The 20,556-nt window shown below is 35.9% G+C and carries 22 protein-coding genes; 5 read left to right on the top strand and 17 right to left on the bottom strand.

Going from position 1 to position 20,556, the window contains the following annotated elements; translation table 11 throughout:
• Nucleotides 1–4: 4 nt before the first annotated feature.
• From J2Y60_RS06865 to J2Y60_RS06825, 9 genes are all read right to left on the bottom strand, one after another.
• Complete coding sequence (locus J2Y60_RS06865) at nt 5–271, bottom strand: phosphohydrolase (protein ID WP_309994576.1); 267 nt, start codon at nt 269–271, stop codon at nt 5–7.
• A 159-nt stretch (nt 272–430) separates the two neighbouring features.
• The gene (locus J2Y60_RS06860; RefSeq protein WP_184129601.1) at nt 431–1,048 is read right to left on the bottom strand and encodes a sigma-70 family RNA polymerase sigma factor; all 618 of its coding nucleotides are present in this window, start codon (nt 1,046–1,048) and stop codon (nt 431–433) included.
• 166 nt (nt 1,049–1,214) lie between these two features.
• Nucleotides 1,215–1,721 (bottom strand): hypothetical protein, encoded by a 507-nt coding sequence (locus tag J2Y60_RS06855; protein WP_309915233.1) that lies wholly within the window; start codon nt 1,719–1,721, stop codon nt 1,215–1,217.
• A gap of 56 nt (nt 1,722–1,777) precedes the next feature.
• Nucleotides 1,778–2,626 (bottom strand): rod shape-determining protein MreC, encoded by an 849-nt coding sequence (gene mreC / locus J2Y60_RS06850; RefSeq protein ID WP_309915230.1) that lies wholly within the window; start codon nt 2,624–2,626, stop codon nt 1,778–1,780.
• A gap of 120 nt (nt 2,627–2,746) precedes the next feature.
• Entirely contained in the window at nt 2,747–3,772 is a 1,026-nt protein-coding gene (locus tag J2Y60_RS06845) for a rod shape-determining protein (protein ID WP_309915228.1), read from the bottom strand.
• A 191-nt stretch (nt 3,773–3,963) separates the two neighbouring features.
• Nucleotides 3,964–4,620 carry a bifunctional 4-hydroxy-2-oxoglutarate aldolase/2-dehydro-3-deoxy-phosphogluconate aldolase gene (locus J2Y60_RS06840; protein ID WP_309915226.1) on the bottom strand — a complete coding sequence of 219 codons (657 nt, stop codon included), beginning with the start codon at nt 4,618–4,620 and terminating at the stop codon, nt 3,964–3,966.
• Between the two features lie 8 nt (nt 4,621–4,628).
• Nucleotides 4,629–5,636 (bottom strand): sugar kinase, encoded by a 1,008-nt coding sequence (locus J2Y60_RS06835; protein ID WP_309915223.1) that lies wholly within the window; start codon nt 5,634–5,636, stop codon nt 4,629–4,631.
• Nucleotides 5,633–7,090 carry a tagaturonate reductase gene (locus tag J2Y60_RS06830; protein ID WP_309915220.1) on the bottom strand — a complete coding sequence of 486 codons (1,458 nt, stop codon included), beginning with the start codon at nt 7,088–7,090 and terminating at the stop codon, nt 5,633–5,635. Before J2Y60_RS06830 ends, J2Y60_RS06835 begins: the two co-directional genes overlap by 4 nt.
• Nucleotides 7,091–7,267: 177 nt before the next feature.
• A complete protein-coding gene (locus tag J2Y60_RS06825; RefSeq protein ID WP_309915217.1) occupies nt 7,268–7,591 on the bottom strand; it encodes a DUF3467 domain-containing protein in 324 nt (107 codons plus the stop codon).
• A gap of 160 nt (nt 7,592–7,751) precedes the next feature.
• Between J2Y60_RS06825 and J2Y60_RS06820 the strand changes: the two genes are divergently transcribed.
• On the top strand, nt 7,752–8,447 hold the full coding sequence (locus J2Y60_RS06820) for a YjjG family noncanonical pyrimidine nucleotidase (protein ID WP_309915214.1): 696 nt from the start codon (nt 7,752–7,754) through the stop codon (nt 8,445–8,447).
• A 189-nt stretch (nt 8,448–8,636) separates the two neighbouring features.
• Here J2Y60_RS06820 and J2Y60_RS06815 read toward each other — a convergent pair whose 3' ends face one another.
• Nucleotides 8,637–9,254: a hypothetical protein gene (locus tag J2Y60_RS06815; RefSeq protein ID WP_309915211.1), complete on the bottom strand. Its 618-nt coding sequence runs from the start codon at nt 9,252–9,254 to the stop codon at nt 8,637–8,639.
• Nucleotides 9,255–9,312: 58 nt separating this feature from the next.
• Nucleotides 9,313–9,615, bottom strand: a complete 303-nt coding sequence (locus J2Y60_RS06810; RefSeq protein WP_309915208.1) for a (2Fe-2S) ferredoxin domain-containing protein — start codon at nt 9,613–9,615, stop codon at nt 9,313–9,315.
• 167 nt (nt 9,616–9,782) lie between these two features.
• Between J2Y60_RS06810 and J2Y60_RS06805 the strand changes: the two genes are divergently transcribed.
• Both J2Y60_RS06805 and J2Y60_RS06800 read left to right on the top strand, forming a co-directional pair.
• Complete coding sequence (locus J2Y60_RS06805; protein ID WP_309915205.1) at nt 9,783–10,664, top strand: fructosamine kinase family protein; 882 nt, start codon at nt 9,783–9,785, stop codon at nt 10,662–10,664.
• A 136-nt stretch (nt 10,665–10,800) separates the two neighbouring features.
• Nucleotides 10,801–12,087: an O-acetylhomoserine aminocarboxypropyltransferase/cysteine synthase gene (locus tag J2Y60_RS06800; protein ID WP_309915203.1), complete on the top strand. Its 1,287-nt coding sequence runs from the start codon at nt 10,801–10,803 to the stop codon at nt 12,085–12,087.
• 131 nt (nt 12,088–12,218) lie between these two features.
• On the opposite strand, the gene J2Y60_RS06795 is transcribed toward J2Y60_RS06800, so the two are convergent.
• Nucleotides 12,219–13,094 (bottom strand): SDR family oxidoreductase, encoded by an 876-nt coding sequence (locus J2Y60_RS06795; RefSeq protein ID WP_309915199.1) that lies wholly within the window; start codon nt 13,092–13,094, stop codon nt 12,219–12,221.
• Between the two features lie 160 nt (nt 13,095–13,254).
• Here J2Y60_RS06795 and J2Y60_RS06790 point away from each other — a divergent pair, with 160 nt between their 5' ends.
• Complete coding sequence (locus J2Y60_RS06790; protein ID WP_309915197.1) at nt 13,255–13,620, top strand: helix-turn-helix domain-containing protein; 366 nt, start codon at nt 13,255–13,257, stop codon at nt 13,618–13,620.
• A gap of 156 nt (nt 13,621–13,776) precedes the next feature.
• Here J2Y60_RS06790 and J2Y60_RS06785 read toward each other — a convergent pair whose 3' ends face one another.
• The 4 genes from J2Y60_RS06785 to J2Y60_RS06770 all read right to left on the bottom strand — a co-directional run bounded on the left by J2Y60_RS06785 (nt 13,777) and on the right by J2Y60_RS06770 (nt 18,822).
• Entirely contained in the window at nt 13,777–14,619 is an 843-nt protein-coding gene (locus J2Y60_RS06785; protein WP_309915195.1) for a sialate O-acetylesterase, read from the bottom strand.
• Between the two features lie 296 nt (nt 14,620–14,915).
• Nucleotides 14,916–16,631 (bottom strand): GMC family oxidoreductase, encoded by a 1,716-nt coding sequence (locus J2Y60_RS06780; protein WP_309915193.1) that lies wholly within the window; start codon nt 16,629–16,631, stop codon nt 14,916–14,918.
• Between the two features lie 81 nt (nt 16,632–16,712).
• The gene (locus J2Y60_RS06775; protein WP_309915190.1) at nt 16,713–17,234 is read right to left on the bottom strand and encodes a gluconate 2-dehydrogenase subunit 3 family protein; all 522 of its coding nucleotides are present in this window, start codon (nt 17,232–17,234) and stop codon (nt 16,713–16,715) included.
• 379 nt (nt 17,235–17,613) lie between these two features.
• Nucleotides 17,614–18,822 (bottom strand): 4-hydroxy-3-methylbut-2-enyl diphosphate reductase, encoded by a 1,209-nt coding sequence (locus J2Y60_RS06770; RefSeq protein WP_309915945.1) that lies wholly within the window; start codon nt 18,820–18,822, stop codon nt 17,614–17,616.
• Nucleotides 18,823–19,070: 248 nt separating this feature from the next.
• Here J2Y60_RS06770 and J2Y60_RS06765 point away from each other — a divergent pair, with 248 nt between their 5' ends.
• Nucleotides 19,071–19,550 carry a flavin reductase family protein gene (locus J2Y60_RS06765; RefSeq protein ID WP_309915187.1) on the top strand — a complete coding sequence of 160 codons (480 nt, stop codon included), beginning with the start codon at nt 19,071–19,073 and terminating at the stop codon, nt 19,548–19,550.
• A 124-nt stretch (nt 19,551–19,674) separates the two neighbouring features.
• On the opposite strand, the gene prmA is transcribed toward J2Y60_RS06765, so the two are convergent.
• Nucleotides 19,675–20,508, bottom strand: a complete 834-nt coding sequence (gene prmA / locus J2Y60_RS06760; RefSeq protein WP_309915184.1) for a 50S ribosomal protein L11 methyltransferase — start codon at nt 20,506–20,508, stop codon at nt 19,675–19,677.
• Between the last annotated feature and the right edge of the window lie 48 nt (nt 20,509–20,556).

Genomic DNA, 20,556 nt, shown 5'->3' with positions numbered 1-20,556 from the left:
TCAATTATAATGCACTTATTTTCTTTTTGATACAATCAATCAAACTCGTCGGAACACATTTCTTTTCCAATCTTAATTGCATTGTTTCTTTAATACACTTTTCCAATTCATATCCTTTCTCACACGGCAAACATTTATCCATGTTCTGTTTAAATTGGGCTATTTGCTCTTCTGATGCCTGACCGTCCACAATTAATTGAACTAATTTCATGCATTCAGATTGATGCTCACAGCTTGTTTTTTTTTGAATTTTTTCAACCTCGGAAACCATTATTCTATTGGATTAAACAAATTTAATTTGGCGTTGTATTGGGGTTACTATTTATGATAATCAAGTAGTTATTGAACAGGAAGGTTGTAAAAAAAATTCCCATATGCTAAAAAATATAAAAAATTTCTTGATTATAATTATTTTTTCATCAATAGTTGTCTATTCTGCCATGCTGTCAGCATTTACGTCATAGCCCAAAGATTTGGCATATGATTTCAATTTTTCTTTTAACAACATTCTGGCACGGTGTAAACGAGAACGTACGGTTCCTATAGGTATATCTAATATCTTCGCCATTTCTTCATAAGTAAACCCTTCAACATCACATAGTATAATAACAGTACGAAAATCAACAGGTAAAGCATTTAGTGCATTGGCAATTTCATCTCCAATTAAATCTTGAACAGTATCTGCTCTTAAATCAACTGTTTGAGTAGTTTCTGCGTCTTCCTCTGAATTATAAGTTGTTTCAACATCCTGATAATCAACCTTCGACGGCTCTTTAGATTTCTTCCTAAAATCGTTAATAAAACTATTCTTCAGAATTCTGAACAGCCATGCTTTAGCATTAGTTCCCTCGGCAAATGAATTGATAAATCTAAATGCTTTCAGGTATGTGTCTTGAACAAGGTCGTTAGCATCATCCTCATCGTTTGTCAGACGGAAGGCAAAGTTGTACATTGAGTCAATGTACGGCATAAACTCTTTTTCGAAAACTCTGTGTTTTTCTACTTCAGTATAGGTTTGAGTTATTTTAATTTCTTCTTGCTCGTCCATGATTGCTGCTGAATATCACTTGATAAAAATAGAAAATGATACCGTAATTATCAAGTAATTTATTGAATCTACATTACATTGTTTTAGATAATTTCTATAAACAAACAACTTGCCAAGCATGATTTGAACTTTTTTCCTGACAAAAAGGCGTAAAACTTTTTTTATTTTAATCTTTTCTAAATAACTGGATAATTACAATTACTAATGTAGTAAAAATCGTGCTAGCTATTACTTTTGCTAAGATGGGGAGAATTAGCCCGAAATTAGATGCCTCTAATGAAAACAAAATAAAGTGATGAATAACCGTTAATATCATTACATAAGTCAGAAACCAAGATACCCCCATTGATTTCAAACTCAGTATTTGGCGTTCATCATAGCCTCTCTGAGGCACCAATAAAGCCAAAATTGGTGTACGAATATAAGCGATGAATGTCATGGCTGCTGCATTAGCACCAATGGTATTATAAAATATATCAACAAACATTCCTGCAATAAAACCTAAGAAAATCAATTGTACTCTATTAATATCAAAAGGGAGCAAAATGACCGTAGCTACATAAACAAAACAAAACGCGTGATTGAGGAATACCAATTGTCTAACAAAGAAAATTTGCAACAAAAGATAAAATATAAAAGTAAGTATTTGAGGAAAAATATTTCTTGGAGTCATTATTAATTAGATTGCCGAGTTTATAGTGGCTATGCAAATTATTGGGAAATAGTACGCTATTTTTTTACTTCACTATCAGTACTTTCTAAAGCTCTTTGTTCTTTTTCTAGTTTGTTATTAATGACATACACATACGAAAGCGTACTAAAGTCTGTGGCCAATTTCACTTTTATGTCATGAAAAGTTTGATCAGGCTTTAAGCCTACTTTGCTAACGTAACCAATCACGATGTTCGACGGGAAAACATAATTGAAGTCAGACGTCATTACGGTATCCTTTACTCTCACATTTTTGTACCTTGAAACATCTGTCATTTCTACAACAGAAGGATTCAGTCCATCCCATTTGATAGAGCCGATTTCATTGTTACTTTTAATCTTAGCGGAAACAGTATATTCTGAATGCAGAATAGAGATTATTCTTGAATAATGTTCCGAACATGATTTTATTTTACCTACTACTCCCGTTGAAGAAATTACCCCCATACCCGGAGCTAAACCATCAGCCGTACCTTTATCTATCGTAATATAGTTATTAAACTGAGCTACGCTTAGGTTAGTAACTTTGGCTACCGTAAACTTAAAGCGAGCTGCCACAGCAGAATCGGCTTTGTAATTGATGATAGAGTGAGTGATAGGCGTTTGTTGAGCTTGTAGCTTCTCTACTAACTCATAAAGTCTTTTATTCTCTGAGCTTAAATCTTCATTTACTTTGCTCAGGTTGGAATACTCTACGATGCTATTAGAAATATCCAAGGCTTGTGCCGCATAATAGTTCGTAGTGTTGAACATGATAGCACTGGGGTAATTATTGTATGAATAAAAAAACCACAGACTCAGTACCTCCAATAATGCAAACAAAATGAAGGCTCGTTTCCTAGATATAAATTGGATTAACTGATACATTTATTAAAAGAAGAATCTTGGAATAATTGATTTGACAGAAAAGGCTATAATGTAAAAATGAGTAAACGAAAGAACATAAAAATATCATTCTTTCATTTACTCATTCCTTAGCCTAGTTAATTAAGAGATGAGAATAGGCTTGAAATGGTCAAGGTGTTTTAATACTTCACCTGTTCCACGCACTACAGCTCTTAATGGATCATCAGCAATATGAATAGGCAATTTAGTTTTGTTCGCTAAACGCTTATCTAAACCATGCAACAACGCTCCTCCACCTGTTAAATGAATACCATTGTGATAAATATCTGCCGAAAGTTCAGGAGGTGATACCTCTAGGGCTTTCATTACGGCTTCTTCAATTTTAGAAATTGATTTATCTAGGGCATAAGCAATCTCTGAATAAGTAACCTTAATTTCTTTAGGGATACCAGTCATTAAGTCACGTCCACGGATTTCATAATCTGCTGGTGGATTTTCCAATTCTGGCAATGCTGAACCTACTTCAATTTTGATTAATTCTGCCGAACGCTCACCAATTAATAAATTATGCTCGCGACGCATATAATCAACAATATCACGTGTAAATACATCTCCAGCAATACGTACTGAAGCCTCACAAACAATACCTGAAAGCGCAATTACTGCTATTTCAGTAGTACCACCGCCAATATCCACAATCATTGAACCGTTTGGCTGCTCAATATCTATTCCAATCCCTATTGCCGCAGCGATAGGTTCATGAATCATATACACTTCTTTCGCTCCAGCGTGTTCTGCTGAATCTTTTACCGCTCTTTTCTCAACCTCTGTGATACCTGAAGGAATACAAATCACCATTCGGTGAGATGGCGTAAAGAAACGACTTCCCGTATCAATCATTTTTATCATTCCCCGAATCATCAATTCGGCTGCCGTAAAGTCGGCAATCACTCCGTCTTTTAAAGGACGAATCGTTTTGATATTCTCGTTGGTTTTTTCGTGCATCTGCATTGCCTTGTTACCAATGGCCAAAACTTTGTTGGTGGCTTTATCAAGGGCAATAATTGATGGTTCGTCAACCACAATTCTATCTTTATGGATAATTAACGTATTGGCAGTACCAAGGTCAATCGCAATGTCTGAAGTCAGGAAATTGAATAATCCCATTTTGTGAATTTGTTCTTTATTTTTATATTTCTTTTGAACAGGTATTGTGTAAAGTTAGTCAATTTAAACTACCTGCTGTCGGATATTCTTGTAAAAGTACAAAATTAATGAGAATGTAAGAGATTACCTTAAAACCATGCGGAAAAATTAGTAGGAATTAAAGCGAAGAAGATAAAATATGATGAATAGCCCTAGTTTTTAATAACACTGAGGCATTCTTTAACAGTATTTTCAATCCAATTGAAATTATTATCGTCTAAAATTGCTTTCGGAAATAACTGTCCGCCCATGCCAACCGCTTTAGCACCAGCGTTGAACCATGTAGTTAGGCTTTGTTCGTTGGGTTCTACGCCGCCAGTAATCATCATTTCTACCTGAGGCATTACTGTCTTGACTGATTTTACAAAAGAAGGACTTAAAACATTGGCTGGAAATATTTTTACAATGTCTGCTCCTAACTGATTAGCCTTATAAATTTCGTTGGGCGTAAGTACCCCTGGAAACCAAGCCATGTTATTTTGTTGACAAACATTAGCTACGCCAGCGTCTAGCGTTGGCTGAACGATAAAGTCAGTATCTAAACTGACAAAATACTCTGCTTCCTGAGCATTGAAGATAGTGCCGATACCGATTGCCATATCTGGAAAGTCTGTGCGAATGTATTTTACCAATTCACCAAAAACTTTATCGGCACCCACTCCACGATTTGTGTATTCAAAAACCCTGATACCGCCATTATAACAGGCTTTTACTACGGCCTTGCTCTTTTCTACATCAGGGTGATTGAAAAGAGGCATAATAGGGGTTTCGCTTAGTTTTGTATAAAGTAGTGTTTTTGAAAACTTCATAATCGGTTTTATCTTCTTAGTTTTCCACTGACATCGCCATTCATTACTGCTTCAATTTCGCTGACTGAAGATAGGTTAAAGTCGCCTTCTATCGTATGCTTTAAAGCAGAAGCTGCTACTCCAAACTCTATTGCTTTCTGCGTATTCTGATAGATGATTTCGCCAAAAATAAACCCTGCCATAAAGGCATCTCCTCCGCCAATTCTATCAACAATATCAGGAATATTTATTTGTTTAGTTTCTAACATTTCAAATCCGTTCCAGCATTTTCCTGTTAAAGTATTGTGTGAAGCCGAAATTTGACCTCGTTTGGTAGTTAATACTTTTTTTAATTTCGGAAAACGGTCGGTCAATTGTTGACAAACCGATTTAAAACTTCTCTTGTCGTCGTTAGGGACAATTCCAAACATATCTTCTGCATCACCTTTACTGCAAATAATTACATCGCAATTTTCAATCAGCTCTGGCATTATTTCATTGGGCCTTTTTCCCCATTTCCATAAATTAGAACGATACCCCACATCTGCGGAGACTTTTAATCCTAAACGACTAGCCGTTTGGGCGGCCTCCAAGCAGGCCTGAGCGGCGCTTTCTGAAATAGCTGGAGTGATACCTGTGAAATGAAACCACTGGGCATCTTCAAAGATATGCTCCCAATTAAATTCCGAAGGCTTCAGAGTGGCAAAGGCTGAATCGGCTCTATCATAAATTACCTTACTTGGTCTCATGGCTGCTCCCTGTTCTACATAGTAAATGCCTATACGGTCGCCCCCTTTTACAACATCATCCATACTAAGCCCATACCGTCGGTAAGTATTGATGGCGGCATTGCCCAAATCATTGTCAGGGAAACGGGTTACATGGCTAGCTGGAACCCCCATAATAGCCAATGAGGACGAAACATTCGCTTCGCCCCCACCAAAATTAATATCAAAACTTGTCGCCTGTTGAAAGCGAGTATGACGTGGCGTGCTGAGCCTCATCATTATCTCACCGAAAGTGACTACTTTTTTCATAAATATTTCCTCACTGCGTCTGAAAATCCTTCTAACTGTGTTAAATCTTCACCCCACAAGCTTCTGTTAGATAATACTTTGTCTAAATCAAAGTTTTCCCAAGCTTCGTAAAAGTATGGTGCGAAATTACAATTGATTGGGTAATATTCACCATTACATTCACCGAAATAATTACCATTTACTTCTTTTTCAGCTTTCATGAACTGTAAATAAGCGGCAAAGCCCATGGCAAACAATTCGGGTGCTTTACCAAATTCACGATAATATTGCAAAAGAATAGGCACATTACGCATTTTCATTTTGGCAGTATACTGAACGGTAATGTCTAATAATTTATGTTGTAAGAAAGGGTTACGGAAACGGTCTAACACCATTCTACCGAAACGGTCTCTGATTTTAGGGTCAATCTTGTAAGGAATTGCTAAAGATACTTCCCCTAACATCATATTTGTAATAATTTTACTTAAATAACTATTACTCATTACATCTTTTACCAAACGGAACCCTAGCAAATATGCCATTCCGCATGTCAAAGTATGTGTTCCGTTAAGCATTCTTAGCTTTAATTCACGATAAACTTCAATGTCTTTTTCGATAATTACTCCCGGATCAGCAGCAGCAAATGATAGGATATTTCGGATTTTTTCATCTCCCTGAATTGCCCAAAGACGATACACTTCTGAAAGTATCATCAAATCGTCTTGATAAGAAAATTTCTTTTCTATTTCTTTACAAATCTCTTGGTCAGGTTTTCCCGGTACAATTCTATCGACTAATGAATTACAGAAATAGTTGTGGTTTTCAAGCCATTCGATAAATTCTGGTTCAAGTCCGTTGCGATGTGCTTGTTCCAATACAATTTCCTGTAACTTATCTCCATTCCCAACGATTAATTCAGTTGGAACAATTACCATCCCGCTTTTAGCCGAACCTTTGAATACTTGCCAACGCTCGTATAAAAACGCTAATAGTTTTACAGGGAATGACTGTGGAGGATTATTTGTTATCTTATCGTTTTCTAATAAAGTAATACCTACCTCAGTAGTATTAGAAATGATTATTTGCATTTCAGGATTTTTAGCACAAGCTAGTATTTCCTTCCACTGTGAACGTGCCGAAATAGTACGAGAAATAGACGCATTGATAATATATTCTTCTACTTTCTGCCCATTTTCCAATCCTTTTACGGCATGGGTAAAAAGTCCGTCTTGTTCATTAAAATCATCTGTACCCCCTTTATCTGTAGATTTAACTACTACTACACGACCATTGAAAATACCTTTTTTATTAGCCTTGTCAATAAAATAATCACAAAGTCCTCTTAATAAAACACCAGTACCAAATTGAAGTACTTTCTCAGGAAGTTCAAAAATTTTATCACTAGGTAACTCAACAAGTTTACTCAAATTTTCAGCATTAGCCGCTAAATATTCTCTGGTCAGTTTTTGATTCATTGTCTCACAATATTTATATTTATTTATTTTAAAGCCCGTAGGCACTGATTATCTACTCATTGTTATTTCAACAATAGAGCGTAAATGAGCAATAGAATATTCTATTTACTTACATTTACGCTCTGTTGATGAAAATTCTGAATGTATTATCTTATTTGTAAAAACCTACTGTGGATATTAGGCTTCCCCAATAGGACCACGATAATTGGTTGGGAACTGAAAGCCATTTTGGTTTTTATCTTCAGTAATCGGGCCATAGGCCTCTTCATATTTTTGAATATTTTCTTTGAGGGCATTCAAAAGACGATAAACATGATCAGGTGTAAGAATTACTCTTGATTTTACTCTCGCTTTAGGGATTCCAGGCATCATTTTGATAAAATCAATAACAAATTCACTCTGAGAATGTGCAATCATCGCCAAATTAACGTATTCTCCTTCTGCCATTGCTTCTGTTAATTCTACGTTTATCTGGTTTTCTTCTGTGGGTTGACTAGCCATTTTTATGGTTAAATTAGATTTCTTAAAATTGTTTTTTACAAACTATGAATTTATATAAAAGAATATCTTGATGCAAATTAATTCAGGTTTTATCCTTTAAAAATAAACGCTTAGTTTTTTGTTTCAAAGGTTTCTCCTATCATATTTGTATAAAAAAATTATGTATAAGCATCTTTTCTTCGACCTCGACCATACTCTTTGGGACCATAACACGAATTCTAAATTGGCTTTAGACGATGTGTATCAGCACTTTGATTTACATACATATGGCATTCCTTCTTCTGTACAATTTTATATTATCTTCAATAAAATAAATCATCAGCTATGGGATTTGTATGAGCAAGGAAAGATTGGTCAACCCGAATTACGCCATCAACGTTTTAGAATGATTTTCAGCGAGTTAGGCTGTTACGACTATTCTCTGTGTGATGAAATTTCAGATAAATATATCAATATTTCAGTCCGCAAACCTAATTTATTACCTAATGCCAAAGTCGTGCTAGAATACCTATTTCCAAAGTATCCTCTGCACATTATCACCAATGGTTTTATGGAGGTACAAGACATAAAAATGACGGCTGGAGGAATTAAACATTATTTCAAAGAGATTATCACTTTCCAAAATTCTGGCTATAAAAAACCTGAGGTGGGTATTTTTGAATATGCCTTAAATTTGGTTGGGGCGAAGCCTTCTGAGTGTATTATGATTGGTGATAGCTTTCAAAGCGATATTGTGGGGGCTTATCAAGCGGGTATCGACACGATTTTCTTTAATCCTGATGGAAGAGCACAGGAGCTTACATTAAAGCCTAAACATGAGGTGAAGGATTTGATTGAGTTGAAGGGGATTTTTTAGTCTTGGACTGAAAGATGCTGGACTTTAGGACTGGAGGAGGTTTTGTTTTTGAGATTTGAGGAGTTTATGTGCTTTGAGATTTAGCCTAAAATGGCTCAAAGCTTACTACTTAAAGCCTAAAGCCATTTTAAAATTATTCAAAGTTTACGACTAAAGGCTCAAAGCTTACTGCTCATAGCTCAAAGCTATTTAAAACAACGACAACTGGTTGGTATCTCCTTTTTTATCAAAAATCTTTTTATCCTTAATTAGCTTTCGGTGTTGTTCTAAGAAGGCAACAAAAGCATCTATTTGTTGATACAGCGGAGTAAAATTATAGGTTTTTACATCATAGCTTTCTTGATATACATCATTAAAATCTGTAATGATATAATCCAAGGTTCTGACGCCCCACTTCTGTAACCCTAACATATACAGATTTTGATGGTTGAACTCAAAACGATTGGGTTGGTATAATCTGGTAGATTTTAAATCAACAGCACGGTCTCCTCCTACTAAATCTACAAAGCCATAGATTAAGCAATTTTTATACTTCGCTTCTGTATAAAACTGCGTTTTGTATTTGGTTGGTAATAATTCACGCGCCTTTTCAATGATTCCTTCACCGAATAGCTCCTCGTTTTCGCCTGTAATTACGGCCTTTTCAAAATCAATTCCTCTTTGTTGAGCTTCAGTGGTTGGCTTTTTTACTCTATTGATACGGTCTATCATTTCCCACAAGTCTACAAGGATGTTTCCCTGAGCATCTAATACTTGTTGCTCATACAAAACAAATGAATTGATTAATGTGGGATAGATTCTGTACATCTGAGTGTTAATTTTTTTATTAGAAACGGACAAGTCCGTTTCTAATGGGTATCATCAATTATCCGATTACTAAACGCTCAACGGCTTTGTCGCCTATTAAATGGCTCTCTACAATTTCTTCAACATCAGATAATTGTACATTGCCATAAAATACTCCTTCTGGATATACCACCATGCCCGGACCAAAAGCACAAACATCTAAACAGCCTGTTTTTTGTGCTCTGATTTCGCTCAAAAGGCCTTTTTCTTTCAGTGATGCCTTGAAAGCATCAACTAATGCTCCTCCTCTTTCTACGCCGCAGCTTTTTTTGGGTGCATCTTTTTGGTTAGTACAAATAAAAACGTGTTTCTTGTATTTCATTTTGTTTTTTAAATTTTGCTGACATCTTTGGAATAGATTTTAACAATTTGTTTTTGATAAAATCGTTCAACCAATGCAATTTAATGGTTTTCTAGTAATTTTGGAATAAACCATGGCAGACAGTCGATAAATTAATCTGACTTTCGCATTCCGTAATCAATATTTGTATGACTTTTCAGACGCAGGAACAATATCAATTTATAGAAAGTATTCTTTTTGAAAACTTAGGACATAACCCAGAGGTGCTTGATTTCCAGTTTTTTTATGGCGGAAACTTCAATCTTGCTGTAAAAGTAAAAGTAGCAGAAGGCGATTACTTTATTAAATGGAATCAGGGCGACCATGATGGTATGTTTGAATCTGAGGCAAAAAGTTTACAAGTCTTACGGGATACGGGTGTGCTTTCTATTCCTCAAGTAATTAATTACGGGAAGATTTTAGATAAAGAATATTTGATGATTGAATTCTTGACGGCAGGCTATAAGCAAGAAAACTACTGGCAAGATTTCGGACAAAAACTAGCGAAACTTCATACACATACACACCATAGTCATGGACTAGATTTCAATAATTATATCGGCGCCTTACGTCAAAGTAATGAATGGATGGAAGATGGTGTGCAGTTTTTTATTGAAAAAAGATTGAAAGTACAAGCAGGTTTAGCCCTGTACGACCGTAAGATTTCTGAGGAAGTGTATGATAAATTTCAATCGCTTTTTGAAAAAATCCCTAGCCTTATTCCTAACGAAAAACCGGCTTTATTGCATGGCGACTTGTGGTCTGGTAATGTAATGACCGATAGCAAAGGATTTGTTGCCTTAGTAGACCCTGCTTGTTATTATGGCTTGCGCGAAGCTGAATTGGCCTTTACAACCATGTTTGGTGGCTTTGAACCTACTTTTTATGAAGCCTATCACGAAGTGTATCCGATAGAGAATGGTTTTGGTGATAGAATTCCTCTTTATAATTTATATCCCTTAATGGTACATGTCAATCTTTTTGGTGGTGGTTATCTCGATGCCGTTGAAAAGATTTTGAAGAAGTATTAATCATAAAACGCTATTATTAATTTCTTTTGATATTTCAGAAAAATATGTTCTCCTATTCATTATACTTAAATTATATATTATAACTTTGCCTATAGATTTTATAGAATATACTCAGACTAATTTAACAAACAATCTCATGAAATTTGAAACACTCCAACTGCACGCTGGGCAAGAAGTAGACCCTACAACCAATGCTCGTGCAGTACCTATTTATCAAACAACAGCTTATCAATTCAAAAATGCTGAACATGGTGCTAATTTATTTGCCTTAAAAGAATTTGGCAATATCTATACCCGTATCATGAACCCAACCAGTGATGTTTTCGAGAAACGTTTGGCGGCTCTTGAGGGTGGTGTGGCAGCTTTAGCGGTAGCATCAGGTCATGCAGCACAGTTTATTGCTATCAATAATATTACTACTGTCGGTGATAACTTTGTGACTACTTCATTTTTATATGGTGGTTCGTACAATCAGTTCAAAAATTCATTTAAAAACATCGGCGTTGAGGCACGTTTTGCCAACGGTGATGATGTATCTTCTTTTGAAGCCCTGATTGATGATAAAACTAAAGCCATCTATTTAGAAACTATCGGAAACCCAAGCTTTAGTATCCCAGATTTTGAAGCATTTGCTGTATTAGCTAAAAAATACGATTTGCCGATTATTGTAGACAATACCTTCGGGGCAGGTGGTGCTATTTGTCAGCCTATCAAACATGGTGCGCACATCATTGTTGAGTCTGCTACTAAATGGATTGGTGGACATGGTACAACGATGGGTGGTGTAATTGTAGATGCAGGAACTTTTAACTGGGGCAATGGAAAATATCCACAGTTTACAGAACCTTCGCCAAGTTATCATGGCTTAGTATTGAATGATGTATTCGGTATTGGCGGACCATTCGGAAATATTCAATTTATTATCCGTGCCAGAGTAGAAGGCTTGCGCGATTGGGGTCCTGCTCAAAGTCCGTTCAACTCTTTCTTACTGATTCAAGGTTTAGAAACATTGACATTAAGGGTAGAAAGAATTGGAGAAAATGCCTTAGCCCTTACAAATTGGCTATCAAGTCATCCAGAAGTAGAACACGTAAATTATCCAGGTTTAGAAAATAGTCCATATCATGAATTAGGCAAAAAATACCTTACGCGTGGTTTTGGCGGAGTATTCTCGTTCAAACTAAAAGGCGATAAAGCTAAAGCTGAAAAGTTTGTAAATAGCTTACAATTAATTAGTCATTTGGCGAATGTAGGTGATGCAAAAACACTCATTATTCATCCTGCTTCAACGACGCACTCACAGCTTTCGGAAGCAGAACAAATTTCAGCAGGTGTTGAGCCTACGTTACTAAGAATTTCGGTAGGTATTGAACATATCGATGATTTAAAAGCGGATATTGAGCAGGCTTTGGCGGCATTGTAGCTGTGAGCTATGAGCTGTCTGTTGTTAATTTTCTTTGAAAAAACAAAACCAGTTGTTGAAACGTCAACAACTGGTTTTGTTTTTGTATTAAAGCATCAATTTTCAAATTAACACCTTTTCAAATCTTCAAATTATTTCCCATAAACTCCCTGCAAGAAAGTTTCAACATCTAGTGGGGTTCTGCCTAATAAATCTGCTAAATCAGAACTTACTTCATCAAACTCACCATCTTTGATTGCTCTACTAAAGCCTGCAAATAAACCAATGTATTGCGCTGGTACACCTGCCTCAGTAAGCGTTTTGGTGAATTCTTCTATACTTGGAGAAACATACACAATTTGCTTGCCTGATATTGCCGAAATAATATTGGCAATGTCTTGATAAGAATAAGTTTTTGCACCTGTAATGTCATAGATTTTATGCTCGTGTCCTTCACTGGTTAAAACGTTTGCTCCTGCTTCTGCCATATCTTCACGCCAAGCGAAAGCGGTTTTTCCATCACCAGCAGGTTGATAAATTACGCCTGTTTCAAGTACTTGCTCACCCACAAACATTGGTAATAAGTCGGTATACAAACCATGTTTTAGAATAGTATAAGCCAGTCCAGATGCTTTTAACCATTCTTCTGTTTTTAGGTGTCCTTCCGCCACAAAAGCAATTGGCGAAGTAGCTGTTTCATTTTTACGTTGGAAACTAGTGTACACCACATGCTTTACGCCTGCTTGTGTAGCTGCTTTTACTACATTTTCATGCTGAGGAATACGATTAGCAATATCATTTCCTGACACAAAATATAATTTATCAATCCCTGAGAAAGCAGCAACCAATGAATCATAATTGTTATAATCTCCAACGATGATGTTTACGCCTTTGCTTTTCAAGTCTTCAACTTTGCCAGCATCTCTTACCAATACTGAAATGTTTGAAGCCGCTGTTTTTTCTAATAAAAATTTTACTACTGCACTACCTAACCCACCTGTTACGCCTGTTACTAATATCTTGCTCATTTTTTTGATTGTTTATTTTTAAAAGCCTTATTGCATACTAAAAGTAATTAAGTTACTTTTGGAGAGTAAAAGTAGTTTCTCTTTAATAACAAATCAAGAAGGCACTAAAAAGTTAGGCACTTACTTCAAAGTAAGTATTACTGAGAATCAACATATTAGGATGGAAAAAATAATAGATAATTTTACAATTTCAGCCAATTGTCCTGTAAGGAATGTGCTGGACAGGTTTGGCGACAAGTGGTCGATACTTATCTTGATTGTTTTAGGACAAAACGGAACAATGCGTTTTAATGAAATCAATAAGACAATTGGAGATATTTCACAAAAAATGCTGACTGTCACCCTGAGGACTTTAGAGGCCGATGGACTGATATCAAGACAAGTATTTCCTGAGATTCCTCCTAAGGTAGAATACCAATTGACTCATTTAGGCTTTAGCCTTGTTCCACATATTAATAATTTAGCCACATGGGCAAATGAGCATATTGTAGAAATTAAGAGTTCTAGAGAGAAGTTTAAGGTGTAATGGCATCATAAACAAATTACTCCACACAAAATGCGTGGAGTAAATCTACAATACAACAAATTTATGAATCGTTAATTTCCTTTGTTTAAAAGAAGGGTATTAATCTCTTGTTTAATTGACCTTTTGATAAGGTAACAGTATTTTTTACGGAGGAATTTAATGTTGAATCAAGGTAAGCATTTTAGTAGCGTATCTTTTGCCTAATTCGCGATAACCTGCCGCATTAAAATGCAAATTATCGGCTGCATCAGTACAGCCTGCAGAAGAAATAACATGAGCATTTGGAATGGTTTGTGGTAACGTAGCAATGATTTTGTTCATACTAGCACAAATGCCTCCTTGGTCTGCATTAACTGTTTCTCCAGCCAGCAATGGTACCTCCTCTGCTTTTAAATGAAGGTCATTTATAAGGTTATCATACACTATCTTTACTTTTTTAGTCCAAAGCGTATCATTTGTGTTGGATTCTCCCTGATGCAACAATATACCTTTAATAACTCCATCCTTCTGTGCCAACTTAGCCATTTCTACCAAACGACCATACGGATTTCCGTCGTATTCTTTTATCATGTTTTTCATCCAAGACGGTGCAGTACTCGTATAAGTTTCAAAATGGTCTTTATCAAATAATTCGATTTTACAACCACCAATCGCAACATTGATAATACCCACCTTTATATTTTTAGGGAGGTTTTCAATCATAGTCCTACCAAAATAATCTCCGGGGGTAATTCCTGTACGACAACGGCACAAAGGTGGAATGGCAGTATACCATTGCCCTTTGCTCCTACCCAAATTAGGGCAGTCAACAGCTTCCATTACTTGAAAGCGAGGGTCAACATTAATGGTATCTTGGGCTTCCACAGGAGCATTTCCTTCCATATTCGACTGCCCAAAACTTAAGTAAATGTGAAAGTTTGTGTCTTGACCAAAAGCGGTAATACACGACGATAAAAAGAAGCTTAGTAGTAATGCGTACTTAAAAGGATTTTGTTTCATGGTTATTATTAAAATCTATCAATATTTAAGGATATAAAGTAAGCCATTTAGTTTTTGTTTCATTAGCACATTTTAACATATATATATCTAAAATGTTCAATTCCCTCTAAACAAAAGCTAATTTTATAGCATTATAGCTTGGGATTAGCTTTGAGCTATAAGCTTTCAGCCTTGAGCTTTTATTTACCATTGATATATTTTATTAATTAAAAAAGGGTAAGCATCCAATTGGATACTTACCCTTTTTCAGTTTTATTCTTTCTTAAATCTCAAAGCTAATAGCTCATTACTCAACGCTATAAACTTCCCTTTCTCATTTCTTTTACAGCATAATCAACAGAGCGAGCCGTCATTGCCATATACGTAAGCGATGGATTCTGAGTAGATGTTGACGTCATAGAAGCGCCATCTGTTACGAATACATTTTTACAGCTATGAATCGCATTCCATCTATTCAAGATAGATGTCTTAGGGTCTTTTCCCATTCTTGCACCACCCATTTCGTGAATATCTAAGCCAGGTGTACGGTTTGAATCGTTCGTTCTAATATTAGTGAATCCAGCTTTAGTGTACATTTCCGTGAATTGTTCAAAGAAATCTATCACCATCTTGCGGTCGTTATCATCATAATCAACCGAAATTCTCAGTTGAGGAATTCCCCAAGGGTCTACTTTCGATTTATCCAACGCTACATAATTACTTTCCTTCGGAATAGTTTCGCCCATCATGTGTGAGCCAACACTCCATACATTGTTATATGCTGGATTTAATAAAGCTTTTTTCAAATCTTCCCCTAAGCCACTTCTATCATCGTGCTGATAATGACCTGCCGAGAACCCAGCCGCATAACCACGCAAGAAATCCGTTTCTTGTTTTTCAACGTTTCTGAAACGAGGAACGTAAGCTGAATTCGGTTTACGCCCATCGGTTGTACTATCCAAGAATCCTTCGTATTCCGCATTGATAGTTGCTGTATAATTATGGAAGGCTACATATTTTCCTAATAATCCACTATCATTTCCTAATCCGTTCGGGAAACGATGTGAAGTAGAATTCAACAATACCAAGTTTGAATTTAAAGCGGCCGCATTTACAAAAATAATTCTCGCATAAAACTCCATCATTTCCTTGGTAGTAGCATCAATTACTCTTACGCCTGTAGCCTTGCCTTTTTTCTCATCATAAATGATTGAATGCACTACTGAATTCGGACGTAATGTTAGTTTACCTGTCTTGGCAGCCCAAGGCAACGTAGATGAATTACTACTGAAATAGCCACCATAAGGACACCCACGTTCACAAATCGTTCTGCTCTGGCATTGTGCTCGTCCTTGGTCATAATGCACTTGTTTAGGTGATGTAAGATGCGCACAACGTCCTGTAATAATATGACGGTCTTTGTAGTTTTTGGCTACTTGTTCTTTAAAGTATTTTTCAACACAATTTAATTCATGTGGGGCTAAAAATTCACCATCTGGCAAACTAGCCAGATTATCTTTATTGCCTGAAATTCCAGCAAATTTTTCTACATAACTATACCAAGGAGCAATGTCTGCATAGCGTATTGGCCAATCTACAGCGAAGCCGTCGCGGGCAGGCCCTTGGAAATCGTATTCAGACCAACGTTGTGTTTGACGAGCCCATAGCAACGACTTTCCACCAGTTTGGTAGCCACGAATCCAATCGAAGGGTTTTTCTTGTACATAAGGATGTTCGGCATCTTTCACAAAAAATTGTTCCGTACCTTCATAAAAGGCATAACATTTACTCACGATTGGATTGGCATCTTTTACTTCTTTTTTAATACGCCCGTGGTGTTCAAATTCCCAAGGTTGCATCAAAGTAGTTGGATAGTCGATTACGTGTTTTACATCTCTTCCTCGCTCCAGTACTAGTGTACGTAATCCTTTTCCTGTAAGTTCTTTAGCAGCCCAGCCACCACTTATTCCTGAACCAATCACGATGGCATCGTAAGTTTGGTTCTTTATAGCATCTATATTTAAATTGGACATAATCTTTTTAAAATAAAATTTGAGAGTAGTAATAATTAATACGGCAACAGATTGCTTATACTTTTAAGCTAAATTTTGATACTATTTTTTAATTGGTACACATCCGTGATAACGCCCCGGAACCATTTCAAAAATTCTTAGATTAGTCATCACATATTCAGAAACCAAGTATCCATCAATCGTAAGCCCTTTTACTAATTGAATAAATCCTTTATCATCACTGTTTTGTGACGTACTCATTTTCTTTAGAATATCTAATTTTTGTTTTGAATCGCTCTCCACAAAGGTTTTAGCATATTCCTTTTTTGATAATTCATCTACAGAAACAAGCCCTTTTGCAAAAATATCTTGCGACTTTTTATCATAGCAGTCTGCTACCATTTTCAAGATAAATTTATCTGCACCAAGTTCTTTTGCACCAGGTGTATCTGTTTTAGGAATAATAGTCTCTACGATTTCTGCCAATAAAGCCTCTTGGGAATAGCTAATCTTAAAGGTATTATTTTGAAGTGATTCTTTACTCCAAGCATTTGCCCAAGCTGGTAAAACGATTGTTCCCCCAATCGTAAGAGCCAAGTTTTTGATTGCCGAACGTCTTTGCATTATGTTAAGGTTAATTTATGAATACAAATAAAAGATTTTTTACCCTACGGATTAGACTGAGTTATGTGGTTTTATCACCTGTTAAAATTCAACTTAGAAAAAGAGATTTTCAATAGCTTACGGCTACAATTTATCATTTACTCTTTTTGGAATAAAAATCAAGGCTTTAAGTTACAATATATAATTTTATTTTAGGGCAAACTGTATTTTGTAAAGATAGCTTTACGTAAATAATACCTATTTATTGTAAAACTGTCTAACCTTATAAATTTCCCATAAAAAAAGGGTAATAAAGATAGGAAGAGGAGAAGATTAAGCTACATAAATGTTGAGCAATGTGTTTTGTTGAATTGTGATAGAATCACAATTCAACAAAAATTTAGCCCTGAACAGGCTGTGCATCAGGGAAAAATGAATGCAATTTCAATAAGATAGATTCAACCACTGCATCAGGGCATGATGCTCCGCAAGTAAGCATAATCGTTACTTGTTCTTTTTGGGGTAAAAAATCACTCGTATGTTTTTCAGTTTTTGAATGTAAATCAAAATGACTGATGATATTTTTTGTTAATATTTTATCGGCAGAGGAAATAAAATAAGTAGGTAGTTTTTGTTCACAAAGCTCTACTAAATGTGAGGTATTTGATGAATTATACCCCCCCGCTACTATTACTAAATCGGCATCTTCTTTTAATAGCCCATAAGTAGCACTCTGGTTATCGTTGGTAGCATAACAAAGGGTATCACGGGTATCTGCGAAATAGGCTGTTACATCGTTCCCTTCAATATTATGTTTTTGAACCATTATTTGCTTTAAATAATCGGCAATTCCCTGTGTATCAGAAGCTAGCATTGTAGTTTGGTTTACTACACCGATTCTTTGTAAATCTTTAGTAACATCAAAACCTTCTGAAAACTGTCCGCTAAATTCTTCATAAAATTGTTCTGCTGGTTTTTCGCCTGTGATGTACTTTGCCAATTCAATGCTTTGCTTCATGTCTTTTACAACCACTGTGGCAGCATTTTCTTTGGCGTGCGAAAATGTAGCCCTGGTTTCCTCATGCGCAGGTTTCCCATGCACTACAATCGTATAATCTTTCTGACCAATTGCTGTAGCACGGTTCCAAACTTTTTCTACAAAAGGACAAGTAGTATCGTATTGATAAGCATTGATACCTATTTCAGAAAGGCGTTGTTGTATTTCAATCGTCGTACCAAAAGCAGGTACAATTACGACATCATCTGAAGTCAGTTCAACCCAAGGGATTAATTGTTTACCAGAAGTATCCATGATAAAACTAACCCCTCTACTTAATAAATCAGCATTTACATCAGGATTATGAATCATCTCTGATAATAGAAAAATTCTTTTATCAGGGTTTTCTTCTATCGTTCTGTATGCTATTTCAACTGCATTTTCTACACCATAACAAAAGCCAAAATGCCTAGAAATCAAGAACTTTACGGAGCCATAGTCTAAGACTGTGGGTGTAAAGTCTTTTTTGAGTTTATCTTGAACACGGCGTTTCTCCTTGATACCGCCGATAATAGTACTCTTGTATAGATCAGGAATCTGAAATGATTTCATTTTCTTCATTTTTCTTCGAGCATCTCCTTCTAAAGGAGCTTCCACCCGAAACAGTTCAATATCAGAAGAATTACTAATTACCTCCATCTCTTTAAACAACTTTTTTGATTAACAGTTTTCAAAGTTACACGAAAAGTGTAAAATCAGGCCAAATAATTATTAGTAATTGCGCAATGGGTCACTAAAGTAAAAGTTTTATTTCTTTCTAATAATCTGTTTTGTAATTTAAAAATTTCATAAAATTGAACATGGGTAAGTCTTTATTAAAATACAAAAATTACGATGTGCATGTTATCACAACTGTTTCGGCATTAGGAAAAATAAATGCTAACATTGCCACTTGGGTTATGCAAAGTGCTATGCAGGGGAAGTTTATTACAGTGGCTTTATACAAAACGGACTATACCATTGAATTGGTACGAGAAAGTATGATACTGAATGTAAATCTTTTGGCGAAAGACCAAGCCAAAAAGCTCATTACGAAACTGGGCAGAAAAAGTGGTAGGACATCTAACAAATTTGTAAACTTGCCTTTTGAGATAGACGAAAGGGGTTGCCCCTACCTTACGGAAGCCATAGGTTATGTGCAATGTAGGTGTGTGGGAAGTATAGATTCTGGCGACCATGAATTATTTGTCTGTGAAGTATTAACACAAAAAGTTCTGAATCCAGACAAAGAGGTATTGACCAACAATTATTTAAGAGCCGAGGGGTTGGTGAGGGGGTAAATGGCTTTCGGATTTCGGCTGTCAGCTATCGGTATTGAGAAAACAAAAACGGCAATCGTGAAGATTGCCGCTATATTTATGTTAATCTGAAAACCAAAGTCTGACATCCAAAAGCCGAAGCCAATTATTTTCTTTCAAAAATGACAGCAGCCCAATTGTTCTTATTTTCAGTATGTGTTTTTATTAGTCCAGCTTCTTTTGCTACTCTTTCTATGTCCTCAATATCATGTTGATAAAAACCACTTACAATCAATTTTGAAGGAGCGGGTTTCATAAATTCTACATATTTTGGAATATCACGCATCAGGATATTTCGGTTGATATTCGCCAAAATAATATCGTATTGGTCAGCAGGTTCATCTTCGATGGTACCTTGACGAATTACGATGTTATCACAATCATTCAATTGTACATTTTCACGCGAATTCTCGGCAGCCCATTCTTCAATATCAAAACCTGCTACTTCCGAAGCCCCCAATTTTGAAGCAAAAATGGCTAATATCCCTGTTCCACAACCTACGTCTAATACTTTTTTGCCTTGATGGTCAATCTCCATTTGTAAACTCAACACCATCGAAGTAGTTTCATGATGTCCTGTTCCGAAAGACATTTTAGGATTAATCAACAACTCATATTGAATAGTTGGGTCAGGCTCATGAAAATTAGCACGTACTCTCACACGACCGTTTGCTGCTAAGATAGGCTCATAGTTTTTCTCCCATTCCTCATTCCAGTTCTTTTTTTCTAAAGTCAAGTAGCTATAACTAATAGGAGTCATCGCTAAATATCGCTCCATAATTTCATCCAGTTGCTCTTCCGAAAACAAATCTTCTGTAATATAGGCGTTCAAACCCTCTGCTTCTTCGGTAAAAGTTTCGTAGCCAATTTCACCTAGCTCAGCCATGAAAATATCCGAAAATTCTGGGTTGATGTTTAGTTTTACTTCTATGTAGTTCATGATTAAATTTTGATTTGCTTGTTTGCAGCCCCAAAGATAATATTTTCC

Origin of the sequence: Arcicella sp. BE140, from assembly GCF_031456255.1 — a bacterium.
GTDB lineage: Bacteria > Bacteroidota > Bacteroidia > Cytophagales > Spirosomataceae > Arcicella > Arcicella aquatica.
The sequence above is the reverse complement of the archived record's forward strand: the minus strand, read 5'-3'. Positions and strand labels throughout refer to the sequence as shown.

What these genes read in the sequence shown, in the direction of transcription:
- J2Y60_RS06830 (WP_309915220.1), bottom strand. Translation starts at nt 7,090, where the DNA reads ATGAATCAAAAACTGACCAGAGAATATTTAGCGGCTAATGCTGAAAAT.
- mreC (WP_309915230.1), bottom strand. Translation starts at nt 2,626, where the DNA reads ATGTATCAGTTAATCCAATTTATATCTAGGAAACGAGCCTTCATTTTG.
- J2Y60_RS06845 (WP_309915228.1), bottom strand. Translation starts at nt 3,772, where the DNA reads ATGGGATTATTCAATTTCCTGACTTCAGACATTGCGATTGACCTTGGT.
- J2Y60_RS06765 (WP_309915187.1), top strand. Translation starts at nt 19,071, where the DNA reads ATGGGTAAGTCTTTATTAAAATACAAAAATTACGATGTGCATGTTATC.
- J2Y60_RS06810 (WP_309915208.1), bottom strand. Translation starts at nt 9,615, where the DNA reads ATGAAATACAAGAAACACGTTTTTATTTGTACTAACCAAAAAGATGCA.
- J2Y60_RS06825 (WP_309915217.1), bottom strand. Translation starts at nt 7,591, where the DNA reads ATGGCTAGTCAACCCACAGAAGAAAACCAGATAAACGTAGAATTAACA.
- J2Y60_RS06860 (WP_184129601.1), bottom strand. Translation starts at nt 1,048, where the DNA reads ATGGACGAGCAAGAAGAAATTAAAATAACTCAAACCTATACTGAAGTA.
- J2Y60_RS06815 (WP_309915211.1), bottom strand. Translation starts at nt 9,254, where the DNA reads ATGTACAGAATCTATCCCACATTAATCAATTCATTTGTTTTGTATGAG.
- J2Y60_RS06790 (WP_309915197.1), top strand. Translation starts at nt 13,255, where the DNA reads ATGGAAAAAATAATAGATAATTTTACAATTTCAGCCAATTGTCCTGTA.
- J2Y60_RS06770 (WP_309915945.1), bottom strand. Translation starts at nt 18,822, where the DNA reads ATGAAATCATTTCAGATTCCTGATCTATACAAGAGTACTATTATCGGC.
- J2Y60_RS06800 (WP_309915203.1), top strand. Translation starts at nt 10,801, where the DNA reads ATGAAATTTGAAACACTCCAACTGCACGCTGGGCAAGAAGTAGACCCT.
- J2Y60_RS06840 (WP_309915226.1), bottom strand. Translation starts at nt 4,620, where the DNA reads ATGAAGTTTTCAAAAACACTACTTTATACAAAACTAAGCGAAACCCCT.
- prmA (WP_309915184.1), bottom strand. Translation starts at nt 20,508, where the DNA reads ATGAACTACATAGAAGTAAAACTAAACATCAACCCAGAATTTTCGGAT.
- J2Y60_RS06805 (WP_309915205.1), top strand. Translation starts at nt 9,783, where the DNA reads ATGACTTTTCAGACGCAGGAACAATATCAATTTATAGAAAGTATTCTT.
- J2Y60_RS06820 (WP_309915214.1), top strand. Translation starts at nt 7,752, where the DNA reads ATGTATAAGCATCTTTTCTTCGACCTCGACCATACTCTTTGGGACCAT.
- J2Y60_RS06785 (WP_309915195.1), bottom strand. Translation starts at nt 14,619, where the DNA reads ATGAAACAAAATCCTTTTAAGTACGCATTACTACTAAGCTTCTTTTTA.
- J2Y60_RS06855 (WP_309915233.1), bottom strand. Translation starts at nt 1,721, where the DNA reads ATGACTCCAAGAAATATTTTTCCTCAAATACTTACTTTTATATTTTAT.
- J2Y60_RS06775 (WP_309915190.1), bottom strand. Translation starts at nt 17,234, where the DNA reads ATGCAAAGACGTTCGGCAATCAAAAACTTGGCTCTTACGATTGGGGGA.
- J2Y60_RS06865 (WP_309994576.1), bottom strand. Translation starts at nt 271, where the DNA reads ATGGTTTCCGAGGTTGAAAAAATTCAAAAAAAAACAAGCTGTGAGCAT.
- J2Y60_RS06795 (WP_309915199.1), bottom strand. Translation starts at nt 13,094, where the DNA reads ATGAGCAAGATATTAGTAACAGGCGTAACAGGTGGGTTAGGTAGTGCA.
- J2Y60_RS06835 (WP_309915223.1), bottom strand. Translation starts at nt 5,636, where the DNA reads ATGAAAAAAGTAGTCACTTTCGGTGAGATAATGATGAGGCTCAGCACG.
- J2Y60_RS06780 (WP_309915193.1), bottom strand. Translation starts at nt 16,631, where the DNA reads ATGTCCAATTTAAATATAGATGCTATAAAGAACCAAACTTACGATGCC.